Source organism: Lysobacter auxotrophicus, from assembly GCF_027924565.1.
GTDB lineage: Bacteria > Pseudomonadota > Gammaproteobacteria > Xanthomonadales > Xanthomonadaceae > Lysobacter_J > Lysobacter_J auxotrophicus.
The window spans coordinates 1,360,342-1,373,493 of sequence record NZ_AP027041.1 but is presented as its reverse complement, the minus strand read 5'-3'; the positions used below and the strand labels follow the sequence as shown (position 1 = coordinate 1,373,493).

The following is a 13,152-nucleotide window of genomic DNA, read 5'->3' as shown; positions in this document are numbered from 1 at the left end:
GACACCGCAACACCGAAGCCCCGCAAGTCGCCGGCGCGCAAGCGCAAGCCGGCGACCAAAAAGACCACCGACCGCGCGGCGCCCGCCGCGCGCGAGGTGAGCCCCGCCGTTGAAGCGGATCAAGCGCCCGTCGCACTGATCCGCGTGCCGCTTTCGGTGCGCTGGCGCGACCTGGACGCGTTCAACCACGTCAACAATTCCAAGTACCTCAGCTACCTGGAGGAAGCGCGCCTGCGCTGGATGCTGGGCGTGCCGGGGCAAGGTCTCGACGACCACGTCGCGCCCGTCGTGGCCGCCGCGCATCTCAACTATCGCCGCCCGATCGAATGGCCGGCGGAAGTCGACATCGAGCTGTTCGTCGAACGCCTGGGCAACACCAGCGTGAGCATCGGCCATCGCATCGTCGATGCGAAGGACGACCAGGTGCTCTATTGCGACGGCAACGTCGTGATGGTGTGGATCGACCGCGGTACCGGCCGCGCGGCGGAATTGCCGGTTGCTGTTCGCGAGGCGTGTTCGTAAGGCCGGAAAATTTCAATCCCCCAAAGAAAACGGCGCCTCGGCGCCGTTTTCTTTGGATCGCTCGCGGGATCAATTCGTCATCCCCGCGAAGGCGGGGATCCATGCCCGCATGCATCACGCCCTACGAAGAGCGGAACGTCGTCGGTCAGATGGTTCCCCGCGTTCGCGGGAATGACAGCTGAAAGCTGCAAGGCGGCGCGATACGAGCGCCCTACTCGCCCGCCTTCTTCACCACGAACTCGCCCAGCGCCTTGCCGCCATCCTTCAACTTGAACTCGATGGCGACCTTGCTGCCAGGCTTCAGCGCGGCGCCCGGCTCCATCAGCATCAGGTGCAGGCCGCCGGGCTTGAACACCGCCGATTCGCCGGGCGCGAGACGCAGTTCCGGCACCGCGCGCATGCGGCTGATGCCTTCGACCACGCGCGTCTCGTGCATCTCGACTTCGCCGAACGCCGCGCTGCTCGCACCGGTGATCGTCAACGGCTTCGTGCACGGATTCTCGATGCGACCGAAGCCGGCCATCATCGGCATCGCGGCGGGCGGCAGGCGCACCCAGCCATCGACGACCTTCAGGCTGCATTGCGCGGCGGAAACGGCGGACGATGCCGTCAGCGTGAGGGCCAGCAGGCCCAGTCGGATGCGGGTCGCGTTCATGGGCCTATGATACCCGCGACCGCGTGCGCGGCCGCGACGCTCTCGGGCGTCATTCATGCCGCGCTCCGCCCGAACGCCGCCATCAGGAATCTGCCATGAGCCTTGTCCAATCCCATTCCGCCGACGGCATCGTCGAACTCCGCCTGGCGCGTGCGCCGGTCAACGCGCTCAATCCGCAGCTGTGCGACGACCTCGTCGCGGCGCTCGCGCAGGCGATCGATTCCGGCGCGCAGGGCATCGTGCTCGGCGGCGGCGTGAAGGTGTTCTCGGCGGGTCTCGACGTGCCGCATCTGCTGTCGCTCGGCGACGACCGCGACGCGCTGATGTCGGCATGGGAGCGCTTCTTCCTCGCCGCACGCGCCATCGCCGAATGCCCGGTGCCGGTCGTCGCGGCGATCGGCGGCCACGCGCCGGCGGGCGGTTGCGTGCTGGCGCTGTGCTGCGACTACCGCGTCATGGCGCGCAGCGAGGACCCGGCGAAACCGTTCCGCATCGGCCTCAACGAGACGCAGGTCGGGCTGGTGGTGCCGGTGGGCATCCTGAAGCTGATGCAGCGCGTCGTCGGCACGCATCGCGCCGAACGCCTCGTGGTGGCCGGCGACATGGTCGAAGCCGAACGCGCCGAACGCATTGGTCTGGTCGACGAGCTCGTGCCGCTCGACCAGGTGAATGCCCGTGCGCGCGAATGGCTCGCGCAGCTGCTCCGGCTTCCGCAGCCGGTGATGCGCCAGACCCGCGCGATCGCACGCGCGGATCTGGTTGCCGCGATGCAGCCGGAGCAGATCCAGCTGCCGAAGTTCGTCGCGGCGTGGAGCGATCCGTCCACGCAGGCTGCATTGAAGGCACTCGTGGCGAAGCTCGGGAAATAAGCCCGAGCCTGTGTAGCCCGGGTAAGCGAAGCGCACCCGGGACCTTTCGCACCTCTCGCCGGGCCCCATCGCGGCCCCGGACCGCGACCTCACAGCATCCAGATTTCCACGCGCTCGTTGCGATAACGCGCGGCCACGCTTCCCGTCGTCGCCAGCGGTACCTGCGAACCCATCCCGCGCGCGTGCAGCACCGGCAGGCCGCGCGCCATCAGCTCGTGCGCGACCAGGTCGGCGCGGTCGTTGCTCATCATCGTCGCGGCGACGGAGCTGCCGGGCATGTCGGCGAATCCCACCACCAGCAGGCGGCGGCCGCGATTCACCGGCAGCTGCATGAAGGCGACGATGCGCTCGATGTCGCGAACGGCGCGGCTGTCGTACACGCTCGCCGCGACGCCGCTTTCGTTGTTGCCGGTGAGATTGAAGCGCAGGCTCAGCGGCAGGCGCGTGGCGTTGCCGACGAGTTCGCGATATTCCTTCGGGCCCGCCAACGTCGGCGGCGCATAGCCCGGGCGTAAGGTCACCGCGAAATGCCCGGCGCGCGCTACCGCGTCCTGCCCGCGCTGGCCCATGGCGTAGAGCGCAAAGCTGCGGCTCAGCGCGCCCATCATCTGGCTGCCGTACAGGTAGAAGCGACGCGCGAGCGGATAGTCCTCGCTCTGCACGCCCAGGCGTGTCGGGGCGATCGCGCGACCGCCGTCGGACAACGCGAGCGGACGCACGTTCGCGCCCCACGGCTGGCGCAACGTGACGAAACCGATCGCGCCCGGATCTTTGGCGATCGCGCGCAGCAGCGATTCGCCGTCGGCGTGCAGCTGCGCCGGCGCATACGGCGCACCCTGCATGACGCGTTCGTCGACCAGATCGCGCGCAGAATTCGCGCTGGCCATCATGTGCAGGTGGATCGCGCCGCGACCGCCGACCTCGCGCCAGTCGCGCGCCTGCCCCGACAGCACGCGCCGCAACTGCACTAGGCTCAGCTGCGCCAACGGGTTGTCGCGATGCACGACGACCGCCGCGCCGTCGAGCGCCATCGCGAACTCCTGATCGTGCGACGCGAGATCGCCCAGCTGCCAGCCCGCGTCGAGTTCGGCCGCGGTCGGGCGGCGCGTCATCATCGCGATGTGCGCGTTCCCGTCGATGACGTCCTGGAAGCCTTGGGCGGAACTGCTCGCCTGGATTTCGACGATCAACGGCAGGCCATCGCGCTGCGCGTGGATTTGGGTCAGCGTCGGATTGGGCTGCTCACGACGGATGTCCCCGTACCCTATGTCGCGCAGCCAGGACTCGGCCACCGCCGGCACCAGGCGCGCGGCCATTGTCTGCGACCCGTGGATGCGGACGCGTTCGGCGTCCATCTGCGCGTGCGCGTTCGCGCCCGCCATCGACAACAACACTGCAACACACCAGCCCGCGATGCGTGACATGGCGCACGCCCCCTGTGCGAAATCGCGCAAGGATCGGGGACGTGCATGACGGAGAGATTACGAAGCGCGCGTTTGTGTCGCGCGCGCGGCCAACCAGCCGGTTGGGTACATCACGCGCCGCGTGCGACGGGCCGCGTCGGATCGTCGATCCAGCCGCTCCACGAACCGGTGGACAGCCGCGCGCCCTCGATGCCGGCGTGTTCCAGCGCGAGCAGCACATGGCACGCGGTGACGCCGGAGCCGCACATCGCCACCACGTCGCGTGCGTCACGGCCTTGCAGGATCTGCGCGAACTCCTCCGCGAGTTCCTGCGCAGGACGGAAAACGCCCTCGCGCATCGACAACGCGTACGGACGATTGCGCGCGCCCGGCACGTGACCGGCGACGCGGTCGATCGGCTCGACGTCGCCGCGGAAGCGTTCCGCCGCGCGCGCGTCGAGCAGCATGCCGCCGGCGTCCAGATGCGCCTGCACCTGCCTGGAATCGAGCAGGCGGCTTTCGTCGAACGTCGCGGGGTACGGCGCCGCCGGAGTGGCGACCGGCAAGCCCGATTCGACGGGCAGGCCAAGCGACTGCCAGCGCTGCAAGCCACCATCGAGCACGGCGACGCGCCGGTGTCCCAGCGCGCGCAGCAGGAACCACATGCGTGCGGCGGCCAGCGCTCCGTCGGCCGCGTCGTAGACGACGACCTGATGCTGCGGCGTCACGCCCCAGCGGCCGAGCGCGGCGGTGAAATCCTGCAGCTCCGGCCACGGATGCCGGCCGTCGTGCTGCTTGCGGTGGTCGGACAGATCGCGATCCAGATGCGCGTAGAACGCGCCCGGAATGTGCGCGGCGCGATGCGCGGCTTCGCCCGCCTCGGGTTCGGCCAGGCTGTGGCGCGTGTCGACCACGATGACGTCGTCGCGCCCCAGCGCCGCGGCCAGGTCTTCGGCCGACACCAGCGTGGTCCATGTGGGTTTCGCGTCGCTCATCGGATCGCCTCCAGACGTTGGCGCAGGTTGTAGAGCATCGACGCCGTGGCGCCCCAGATGCGCTGCGCGGGATATCGGTACTCGAAGACCTCGCGCGGACGGCCGCGGAAATCGAGCGTGTGCGTGGCGAGGTTCGCCGGATCGAGCAGGAACGCGAGCGGCACTTCGAACACGTCGGCCACTTCGTTCGGATCGGGCTGCGCGACGTAATCGCTGGCGAGCAGCGCGACGACGGGCTGCACGCGATAGCCGGTGATCGTCGCCAGCGGATCGAGGAACCCCAGCGGCTGGATCTGCCGCGCGCCGACGCCGATCTCCTCGTGCGTCTCGCGAAGCGCGGCCGCAACCGCGTCGGCGTCGTCGGGTTCGATACGACCGCCGGGGAAACTCACCTGCCCGGCGTGCTGGCGCAGTGCATCGGTGCGGCGCGTGAGCAGCACCTGCGTGCCCTCATCGCGCGGGACCAGGCCGACCAGCACCGCGGCTTCGATGCTGACCGTATCGTCGGGCACCAGATCGTGCAGCTCGGCGAGGTTCCAGCCGGGACCGTGCGGGGGTGCGGCGAGCGGATGCAGGGCCGCGGCGATGTCGGGCCAGTCGCGCAACCTGGACGTGGCGGCCATCGCGCTCACCGTCGGCGCGATTCGCGTTCGGGCAATACCGTTTCCATCAGGCGCAGGCGCTCGTCGTCGTTCATCTGCGACCAGCGTGCGATTTCCGCAGTGGTGCGATGGCAACCGCTGCACAGGCCGTCGTCGTCCAGCGAACAGATGCCGATGCAGGGGCTGAGTACGGCGCGGAAGAAGGTATTCATGGATCGGTCAACGTAAGGCGGACGTGCGTTGGATTCAACCTGTCCCGCTGGGGCGATTGCTGGGGCGCCACCGCTTCCTGCAGAACCGTCACCCTGGCGAATGCCGGGCGCCATGCTGGTGCGTTTCAGCGGGAGGTTTGGACGTACTCGATCGCCGTGACTTCGATGCCAGGCTTTCGCGCCGGCGGCCGACCTCAAAAACACATCGAGCCGGCGGGGCCGGCTCGATGGGTGAGGCACGTCTTCAGGCGTTACCGGCCTGGATCCCCGCTTTCGCGGGGATGACGCAATGGCAAAGGCGTCCGCGCGTTGCGCGGACGCGCCATTGCGTCACTTCACGCTGACGAGCTTGACTTCGAACTGCACGGCGACGTTCGGCGGGAACGGCGTACGCGGGTCGGCGCCATAGGCCTTGTCGGCCGGCAGCGTGATTTCCCACTTCGAGCCGGCCGGCATCTGCAGCAGCGCTTCGCGCATGGCGGCCATTTCGATGTCGCTCACCTTGATCGACGGGATCTGCTGCGCCGGACGGGCCTGCTCCGGACGCTCGCCCCAGGCGTAGGGACCGGCGACTTCCAGCTGCACCGTGCTGGCCTGCGTCGGCTTGGCGCCCGAGCCCTTCTCGATCTCGCGGTACTGCACGCCGCTCGGCAGCGACTTCACGCCGGCCTTGGAACGGTTGGCGGCGATGAACTGGTCGCTCTTGGTCTTGTTCTCGGAAGCGGCCTTGTCCCACGCGGCCTTCGCCTTGGTCTGCTGGCGCTGCTGCATGTTCTGCACGGCAGTGCGCAGCTGGTCGACCGGCACCGACGGCTGCTTCTTGCCGTAGCCGTCCTGCAGGCCCTTGATGATGGTGTTGACGTCGACCTGCTCGCCGCTTTCGATGGCGTTGCGGCCCAGGTCGTAACCGAGCGCGTAGCTCAGCTTGCCCTGCTCGGTCGAAGTGTTCTGCGCGGCGGCAGTGCCGGTCAGGGCCAGGGCCGCGACGGCGGCAGCGATCAAACGCAACTTCATTCGAATGAATCTCCGTAATGGATCGGGGCGGGACTACCGCTCCTTAGTGATAAGGCCCGCACCGGTCGAATGGACCCGGATGGACGCGCTAGGATACCGGCGCCCGTGCTTAATCGCCACTGACGCCGAAGGGCTCAGACAGCGCCTTCCGGCCGAAGTTCCAGGCCCCCGAGGCACGACAATTTCCCCCATTTCACCGCCTCCTGGACCCGTCGCCTCCATGTCCGAAACGCCCGTCACCACCGCCAACCGCGGCGCCGTCCGCGTCGTCACCGTCAACCGTCCCGACAAGCTGAACGCGCTCAACGCCGCCACCCTGGACGCCCTGCTGGCGGCCTTCGAGGCCGCGGCCAACGATCCGTCGGTCCGATGCGTGGTGCTCACCGGCGCCGGTCCGAAGGCCTTCGTCGCCGGCGCAGACATCGCCGAGATGAACGGGCTCACGCCGGTGCAGGGGCGCGACTTCTCGTTGCGCGGCCAGAAGCTCATGCGCCGGGTCGAGAAAATGCCCAAGCCGGTGATCGGCATGATCAACGGCTTCGCCCTCGGCGGCGGCCTGGAGCTGGCGATGGGCTGCCATCTGCGCATTGCGGCCGACACGGCGAAGGTCGGCCAGCCCGAGATCAACCTCGGCCTGATCCCCGGTTTCGGCGGCACCCAGCGCCTGCTGCGCCTGGCCGGTCGCGCCGCGACGCTGGAGCTGTGCCTGGTCGGCGCGCCGATCGACGCCACCCGTGCGCGCGAGCTCGGCATCGTCAACCGGGTCGTGCCGGCGGCGGAGCTGGAGGCCGAGACGATGAAGCTCGCCGAACAGATCGCGAACTCCGCACCGCTCGCGCTGCGCGGCGTGCTGGACTGCGTCAACGTCGGCGGCGAATGCGGCATCGAGGAAGGTCTGGAATACGAGACGGCGCAGTTCGGCCTGATGTTCGCCACGCAGGACATGCGCGAAGGCACGACCGCGTTCCTCGAACGCCGCAAGCCGAATTTCAGCGGCCAGTGATGCACGAGGCGCCCGCCGCCTGCGTGTGCGGTTGCGTGGACCCGCATGGCGCGGTCGCGCACACGATCGTCGCCGCCCTGCGCGTGTACGACGTCGACGGTGCGATCGACGCAGGGCTGCTCGATCGCGGCATCGAATGCACCTCATGCGATGACGCGTGCCGCGCGCAACTGCATGCCGCGCGCACCGCACGCATCGGCGCACTCGCCGCGCGCGAACGCTACCGCGCACGCAACGCGCGGCTCGAACGTCGCGCACGCGAACGCGCCGAGAAGCGTGCCGCACCGCCGGTGAGCGAGGTCGCGACGCCCACGCCTTCCGCCCTGCCCTCGGCCGCCGCCGCCGCACTCGCACGTGCGCGCGCGAAGGCGGCGCAACGCCACAAACCATGACGCCCGCCGCACCGAAGAAAAAGACCGCAAGCAAGCGCGCGCGGCGCATCAGCCGCCTGTCCGCCGCGGAGATCGAGGCGATGTTCGCGCGGTTGAAGGCGCTCAATCCCAAGCCGACGACCGAACTCGAGTTCACCACGCCCTACGAGCTGCTCGTCGCCGTGACGCTGTCCGCGCAGGCGACCGACGTCGGCGTCAACAAGGCCACGCGCAAGCTGTTTCCGGTCGCGAACACGCCGCAAGCCATCGCGAAGCTCGGTGTCGAAGGACTCAAGCCGTACATCTCGACGATCGGCCTGTACAACACGAAGGCCGCGAACGTGGTCGCGATGGCGCAGCAGCTGATCGCGCTGCACGGCGGCGAAGTGCCGCGCGAACGCGAGGCGCTCGAAGCGCTGCCGGGCGTCGGCCGCAAGACGGCGAACGTCGTGCTCAACACCGCGTTCGGCGAGCCGACGATGGCGGTGGACACGCACATCTTCCGCGTCGCGAACCGAACGGGGCTGGCGCCGGGCAAGACGGTGCGCGCGGTCGAGGACGGGCTGGTGAAGGTCGTGCCGCCCGACTACCTGCTCGATGCGCACCACTGGCTGATCCTGCACGGCCGCTACGTCTGCAAGGCCCGCCGGCCCGACTGCCCGCATTGCGTCATCCGCGACATCTGCCGGTATCCGGACAAGACGCCGGGGGAGCCGGAGCCGGTGGCGACATAGCGGTGTTGTAGCCCGGGTAAGCGGAGCGCACCCGGGTTACCGCGCCGGATACCCCGTGATGGCTCCCGGGTGCGCTTCGCTTACCCGGGCTACAAAGTCTCTGCTGGCACCTCTGACCAGAGGCATGACGCACTCACGGCTGGATCCCCGCCTTCGCGGGGATGACGGTGTGGTGGTTCGCCGTACCAGAGCACCCGAGTCATCAGCCTGGGACCCGGCGTTCGCCGGGATGACGTCCAGGTTCTGTAACGACGCCGGTCGCTGTCGTTTTCGTCGTCATCACCCGGTCATCCCGGCGAAATAAGTCAGCGCTGTCACATTTACGCAACTTTCACGACCTAGCCTGCGCAGCGTCTTCTCACGCCCCAGGGCCATCGTCCATGAAACTGTCCCGCAGCACCCTGTCCGTCGCGCTGCTCGCCGCTCTCGTCGCGCCTGCCGCGCATGCCGAAATCGCGCTCGATGTGATCGGCAACTCCGAGGTTTCCTTCGAAGGCCTGGTCCAGGCCGACTACAACTACTTCGACAGCGACTTCACCGACCTCAACGTCGGCGGCGACCAGCTGGACGGCCGCGACAGCGACAACGAACTGCGCCGCGCCGAGCTGGTGCTCAAGGGCAAGGGCCCGGGCAACTTCGAGTGGGTCGTCGGTTACGACGCCAAGGCCGACAAGTGGCTCGACGTGAACGCCAAGTACAAGATCGGCGGCAATTCGAACCACTTCTTCCAGCTGGGCCAGTTCAAGCAGCCCAACAGCCTGGAAGAGCTGTCCTCGACCAAGAACAACGACTTCATCTCCAAGGCGATGGTCACCAACACCTACGGTGTGGCCCGCCGCCTCGGCGCGCAGTACGGCATCGGCGACAACAACTGGTCGCTGACCACCAGCTTCTTCACGCGTGAACTGACCGAGCACCCGGCGCCGACGCCGCACGGTCCGGGCTGGGGCGTGCGCGGCACGTTCGCGCCGATCAACGAGTCCGGCAACATCGTGCACCTCGGCCTGTCGTACGTGAACTACGACAGCTTCCAGGACACCGTGCGCATCCGCACCCGTCCGCAGGCTGATCTGGCCGGTACGCGCCTGGTCGACAGCGGCAACATGACCAACGTCGACCGCCAGGCCACCATCGGCGGCGAAGCGATGTGGATCACCGGTCCGTTCAAGCTGCAGAGCGAGTACATGCAGTCGACGGTCGAGCGTTACGACAACGGCAATCCGCGCCAGTCGAAGGATTTCGACAGCAGCAGCTGGTACGTCAGCGGCCTGTGGAACATCACCGGCGAGACCTGGGGCTACAAGGGCGGCGTGCCGACCACCGGCCTGCCGGACGAACCGGCCAGCGGCATGTGGCAGCTGGGCGCGCGCTTCGACTCGATCGACCTGGACGACGGCGTGATCATCCCCGCCGCCAACCCGACCGCCGCGGCGGCCGTGGACGGCGTCCTCGGTGGCCAGATGGACAGCTGGACGGTCGGCGTGAACTGGTACTGGCGCTCGAACTTCAAGTTCATGCTGAACTACGTGATGGTCGACAGCTCGCGCTTCTACGCGCGCACGCCGGCGACGGGCCTGGTCGATCCGGCCGACCAGGGCCAGCTCGTCAACCGCAAGGTCGACGACAACCCGAACGTCATCGAAGCGCGCGTCCAGTTCTACTGGTAATCGATTCGACGGTTTCTGTTTCCCTCCCCTAGTGGAACTCCGGGCGCGGTCGGTTGGCCGCGCCTTTTTTTGGTTTGTGATTCGTGATTCGTGATTCGTGATTCGAAGAAGCGGGCCGCCGCTCTTCGCTCTTCGCTTTCACGAATCACCAATCACCAATCACGAATCACGAGTCAAGAATCACGTAACAGCGCTGTCACATCCCCGCCTCCGCGCTGTCATCCAACGGTTATCAAATGCGCCACGCACGGGCACGGCCCGTCGTCACTCCAGGAGAGCATCGTGTTCAAGTCCATCCAGTTCCGCCTCGCCGCGCTCGCGCTGGCCGGCACCGTCGCCATGAGTGCGCAGGCCGCCGACGTCACCGGCGCCGGCGCGTCGTTCGTGTATCCCGTGATGTCGAAGTGGTCCGCCGACTACGCCCGCGCGAGCGGCAAGAAGGTCAACTACCAGTCGATCGGTTCCGGCGGCGGCATCGCGCAGATCAAGGCCGCGACGGTCGACTTCGGTTCCTCCGACGCCCCGCTGAAGCCGGAAGAACTGGCGCAGGCCGGCCTGGCGCAGTTCCCGTCGGTCATCGGCGGCGTGGTGCCGGTGGTCAACGTGCCGGGCGTGGCCTCGGGCGCGCTGAAGCTGGACGGCGACACGCTCGCCAACATCTTCCTGGGCAAGATCACCAAGTGGAACGACCCGGCGATCGCCGCGCTCAACGGTGGCGTGCAGCTGCCGGACCGCAAGATCACCGTCGTGCATCGTTCGGACGGTTCGGGCACCACGTTCAACTTCGTCAACTACCTCGCGAAGGTGTCGCCGGAGTGGAAGACCAAGGTCGGTGAAGGCACGTCGGTCAAGTGGCCGGTCGGCATCGGCGGCAAGGGCAACGAAGGCGTCGCGGCCTACGTGAAGCAGATCGTCGGCGGCATCGGCTACGTCGAGCTGTCGTACGCGCTGCAGAACAAGATGTCGTACTCGCGCCTGAAGAACGCCGCCGGCAACTTCGTGCTGCCCTCGGACGAGAGCTTCTCGGCCGCCGCCGCCAGCGCCGAGTGGGGCAACGCGAAGGACTTCTACCTGGTGATGACCAACGCCCCGGGCGCGAACTCCTGGCCGATCACCGCCACCAACTTCATCCTGATGTACAAGCAGCCCAAGAACGCCGCCGGCGCCAAGAACGCCAAGGAATTCTTCCGCTGGGTCTACGCCAACGGCGACGCGCAGGCCAAGGCGCTGGACTACGTCCCGCTGCCGGACGCGCTGGTGAAGCAGATCGAGACCTACTGGTCGACGAACATGAACTACTGATCCGCTCGCGGCTTCAGGTGGATCGAAGTTCAGGTGGATCGAAGGCGGGCCTAGTGCCCGCCTTCTTCGTTCAAGCGCCCCGGGTCGAGAGGGGTTGGGGTGAGGGCGAACGGCGAGCGTCCCATCCTCATCGCCCTCATCCGCCTGCCGGCACCTTCTCCCGCTCGCGGGAGAAGGGTCGCTCCAGCAGCACACGAGGAGCGGCTCAAGCAGTGTCGCCCGCTCATTGCAGATATGTGACGACTGGATGTCATAGCGCTGTAACAAAAAGATCATCAAATGGCGCAGCCGGCCAGCAGGCCAGATCCTTCCTCTCGGAGTTGCGCATGAACCCGTCGTCGGCCCGCATTGCCGCCCTCGCCTTCGCCATCGCCCTGTCCGCCGCGGCCTGCAAGCCCGCCGGCGACACCAACGCACCGGCCACCGCCGCCGACGCCGGCGCGCCCGCCGCGAACGCTCCCGCGGGCGACAAGGTCGCCGCGCAGATCACCGGCGCCGGCGCCACGTTCATCTATCCGCTGATCTCCAAGTGGTCGGACGACTACAACAAGGCCACCGGCGCGAAGGTCAACTACCAGTCGATCGGTTCCGGCGGCGGCATCGCGCAGATCAAGGCCGGCACGGTGGACTTCGGTTCGTCCGACAAGCCGCTGGCGTCCGACGAACTCGCGACCGCGGGCCTGGGCCAGTTCCCGTCGGCCATCGGCGGCGTGGTGCCGGTGGTGAACATCGAAGGCATCGAGCCCGGCAAGCTGCGCCTCACCGGCCCGCTGCTGGCCGACATCTTCGCCGGCAAGGTCGCGACCTGGAACGATCCGGCGATCGCCGCCGTGAACCCGGGCGTGAACCTGCCGTCGACCAAGATCAACATCGTCCACCGCTCCGACGGTTCGGGCACGACGTTCAACTTCACCAACTACCTGTCGAAGGTGTCGCCGGACTGGAAGTCGAAGGTCGGCGAAGGCACCTCGGTGCAGTGGCCGGGCGGCGTGGGCGGCAAGGGCAACGAGGGCGTTGCCTCGTACGTGAAGCAGATCAAGGGTTCGATCGGTTACGTCGAACTGGCCTACGCGCTGCAGAACAAGATGGCGTTCGCATCCTTGCAGAACGCCGCCGGCAACTGGGTGCAGCCGAGCGCCGAAACCTTCCAGGCCGCCGCCGCGGGCGCCGACTGGGCGAGCGCGAAGGACTTCAACCTGGTCGTCACCAACGCAGCCGGCGACCAGGCCTGGCCGATCACCGCGACCAATTTCATCCTGATGTACAAGACGCCGAAGGACGCCAAGCGGTCGGCCGACACGCGCGAGTTCTTCAAGTGGGCCTTCGAACAGGGCCAGTCGCAGGCGCAGGCGCTGGACTACGTCCCGCTGCCGCCGGAGCTGGTGAAGCAGGTCGAAGCCTACTGGGCAGCCGAGTTCAAGTGACGCATCGGCGCGCTCGCGCAACGCGCGAGCGCCTTTGCCGATGCGTCATCCCGGCGAAAGCCGGGATCCAGGCTGACCACGCAGCAGGGGTCATTCGTCAAGCGTGACGCGGCGGACAGATGGACTCCCGCCTACGCGGAAATAACGGCAAAGAGCAAGAGCAAAACCTCGCTCCCGCCCGCACGGGAATGACGGCAGGAAACACCGCAATACGCATCAAAGCGTCACCGTCATCCCGCGAAACGCGGAGAACCCATGAACGCATCGCCGGCCCGCTCTCCCTCTCTCTCCCGGCAGGTCGGCGACAACGTCCATGGATTCCCGCCTTCGCGGGAATGACGAACACCACGCATCGCGCACCACCCAATCGCCTTCGCGC

12 protein-coding genes and 1 pseudogene are annotated in these 13,152 nt (G+C 67.7%); 8 read left to right on the top strand and 5 right to left on the bottom strand.

The window, feature by feature from the left end; genetic code table 11:
- Window positions 1–135 precede the first annotated feature (135 nt).
- Window positions 136–522 (top strand): acyl-CoA thioesterase, encoded by a 387-nt coding sequence (locus tag LA521A_RS06195; protein WP_281782033.1) that lies wholly within the window; start codon window positions 136–138, stop codon window positions 520–522.
- Window positions 523–733: 211 nt separating this feature from the next.
- Here LA521A_RS06195 and LA521A_RS06190 read toward each other — a convergent pair whose 3' ends face one another.
- Window positions 734–1,156 carry a copper chaperone PCu(A)C gene (locus LA521A_RS06190; RefSeq protein ID WP_281782032.1) on the bottom strand — a complete coding sequence of 141 codons (423 nt, stop codon included), beginning with the start codon at window positions 1,154–1,156 and terminating at the stop codon, window positions 734–736.
- Between the two features lie 116 nt (window positions 1,157–1,272).
- On the opposite strand from LA521A_RS06190, the gene LA521A_RS06185 reads away from it, so the two are divergent.
- Window positions 1,273–2,046, top strand: coding sequence for an enoyl-CoA hydratase/isomerase family protein (locus LA521A_RS06185; RefSeq protein ID WP_281781449.1), 774 nt, complete (start codon window positions 1,273–1,275; stop codon window positions 2,044–2,046).
- Between the two features lie 89 nt (window positions 2,047–2,135).
- On the opposite strand, the gene LA521A_RS06180 is transcribed toward LA521A_RS06185, so the two are convergent.
- The 4 genes and pseudogenes from LA521A_RS06180 to LA521A_RS06165 all read right to left on the bottom strand — a co-directional run bounded on the left by LA521A_RS06180 (window position 2,136) and on the right by LA521A_RS06165 (window position 6,272).
- The gene (locus LA521A_RS06180) at window positions 2,136–3,470 is read right to left on the bottom strand and encodes a substrate-binding domain-containing protein (RefSeq protein WP_281781448.1); all 1,335 of its coding nucleotides are present in this window, start codon (window positions 3,468–3,470) and stop codon (window positions 2,136–2,138) included.
- A gap of 110 nt (window positions 3,471–3,580) precedes the next feature.
- Window positions 3,581–4,444, bottom strand: a complete 864-nt coding sequence (locus LA521A_RS06175; RefSeq protein ID WP_281781447.1) for a sulfurtransferase — start codon at window positions 4,442–4,444, stop codon at window positions 3,581–3,583.
- A pseudogene (locus tag LA521A_RS06170) lies at window positions 4,441–5,258 on the bottom strand (CoA pyrophosphatase). Before LA521A_RS06170 ends, LA521A_RS06175 begins: the two are co-directional and overlap by 4 nt.
- Window positions 5,259–5,588: 330 nt before the next feature.
- Complete coding sequence (locus tag LA521A_RS06165; protein ID WP_281781446.1) at window positions 5,589–6,272, bottom strand: FKBP-type peptidyl-prolyl cis-trans isomerase N-terminal domain-containing protein; 684 nt, start codon at window positions 6,270–6,272, stop codon at window positions 5,589–5,591.
- A 220-nt stretch (window positions 6,273–6,492) separates the two neighbouring features.
- Between LA521A_RS06165 and LA521A_RS06160 the strand changes: the two genes are divergently transcribed.
- The 6 genes from LA521A_RS06160 (at window position 6,493) to pstS (LA521A_RS06135) (ending at window position 12,773) form a co-directional block, all read left to right on the top strand.
- Window positions 6,493–7,275 carry an enoyl-CoA hydratase/isomerase family protein gene (locus LA521A_RS06160; RefSeq protein ID WP_281781445.1) on the top strand — a complete coding sequence of 261 codons (783 nt, stop codon included), beginning with the start codon at window positions 6,493–6,495 and terminating at the stop codon, window positions 7,273–7,275.
- Window positions 7,275–7,667: a hypothetical protein gene (locus LA521A_RS06155; protein WP_281781444.1), complete on the top strand. Its 393-nt coding sequence runs from the start codon at window positions 7,275–7,277 to the stop codon at window positions 7,665–7,667. The genes LA521A_RS06160 and LA521A_RS06155 overlap by 1 nt, the downstream gene beginning before the upstream one ends.
- Window positions 7,664–8,380 carry an endonuclease III gene (gene nth / locus LA521A_RS06150; protein WP_425494573.1) on the top strand — a complete coding sequence of 239 codons (717 nt, stop codon included), beginning with the start codon at window positions 7,664–7,666 and terminating at the stop codon, window positions 8,378–8,380. The genes LA521A_RS06155 and nth overlap by 4 nt, the downstream gene beginning before the upstream one ends.
- A gap of 380 nt (window positions 8,381–8,760) precedes the next feature.
- Window positions 8,761–10,047: an OprO/OprP family phosphate-selective porin gene (locus LA521A_RS06145; RefSeq protein ID WP_281781443.1), complete on the top strand. Its 1,287-nt coding sequence runs from the start codon at window positions 8,761–8,763 to the stop codon at window positions 10,045–10,047.
- Between the two features lie 339 nt (window positions 10,048–10,386).
- Entirely contained in the window at window positions 10,387–11,349 is a 963-nt protein-coding gene (gene pstS / locus LA521A_RS06140; protein ID WP_281782030.1) for a phosphate ABC transporter substrate-binding protein PstS, read from the top strand.
- Between the two features lie 326 nt (window positions 11,350–11,675).
- Complete coding sequence (pstS, locus tag LA521A_RS06135; protein WP_281781442.1) at window positions 11,676–12,773, top strand: phosphate ABC transporter substrate-binding protein PstS; 1,098 nt, start codon at window positions 11,676–11,678, stop codon at window positions 12,771–12,773.
- Window positions 12,774–13,152: the final 379 nt, after the last annotated feature.

Coding starts and splice junctions, on each gene's coding strand:
- LA521A_RS06145 (WP_281781443.1), top strand. CDS start 8,761: ATGAAACTGTCCCGCAGCACCCTGTCCGTCGCGCTGCTCGCCGCTCTC.
- LA521A_RS06155 (WP_281781444.1), top strand. CDS start 7,275: ATGCACGAGGCGCCCGCCGCCTGCGTGTGCGGTTGCGTGGACCCGCAT.
- LA521A_RS06185 (WP_281781449.1), top strand. CDS start 1,273: ATGAGCCTTGTCCAATCCCATTCCGCCGACGGCATCGTCGAACTCCGC.
- pstS (WP_281781442.1), top strand. CDS start 11,676: ATGAACCCGTCGTCGGCCCGCATTGCCGCCCTCGCCTTCGCCATCGCC.
- LA521A_RS06175 (WP_281781447.1), bottom strand. CDS start 4,444: ATGAGCGACGCGAAACCCACATGGACCACGCTGGTGTCGGCCGAAGAC.
- pstS (WP_281782030.1), top strand. CDS start 10,387: ATGAGTGCGCAGGCCGCCGACGTCACCGGCGCCGGCGCGTCGTTCGTG.
- nth (WP_425494573.1), top strand. CDS start 7,664: ATGACGCCCGCCGCACCGAAGAAAAAGACCGCAAGCAAGCGCGCGCGG.
- LA521A_RS06180 (WP_281781448.1), bottom strand. CDS start 3,470: ATGTCACGCATCGCGGGCTGGTGTGTTGCAGTGTTGTTGTCGATGGCG.
- LA521A_RS06160 (WP_281781445.1), top strand. CDS start 6,493: ATGTCCGAAACGCCCGTCACCACCGCCAACCGCGGCGCCGTCCGCGTC.
- LA521A_RS06165 (WP_281781446.1), bottom strand. CDS start 6,272: ATGAAGTTGCGTTTGATCGCTGCCGCCGTCGCGGCCCTGGCCCTGACC.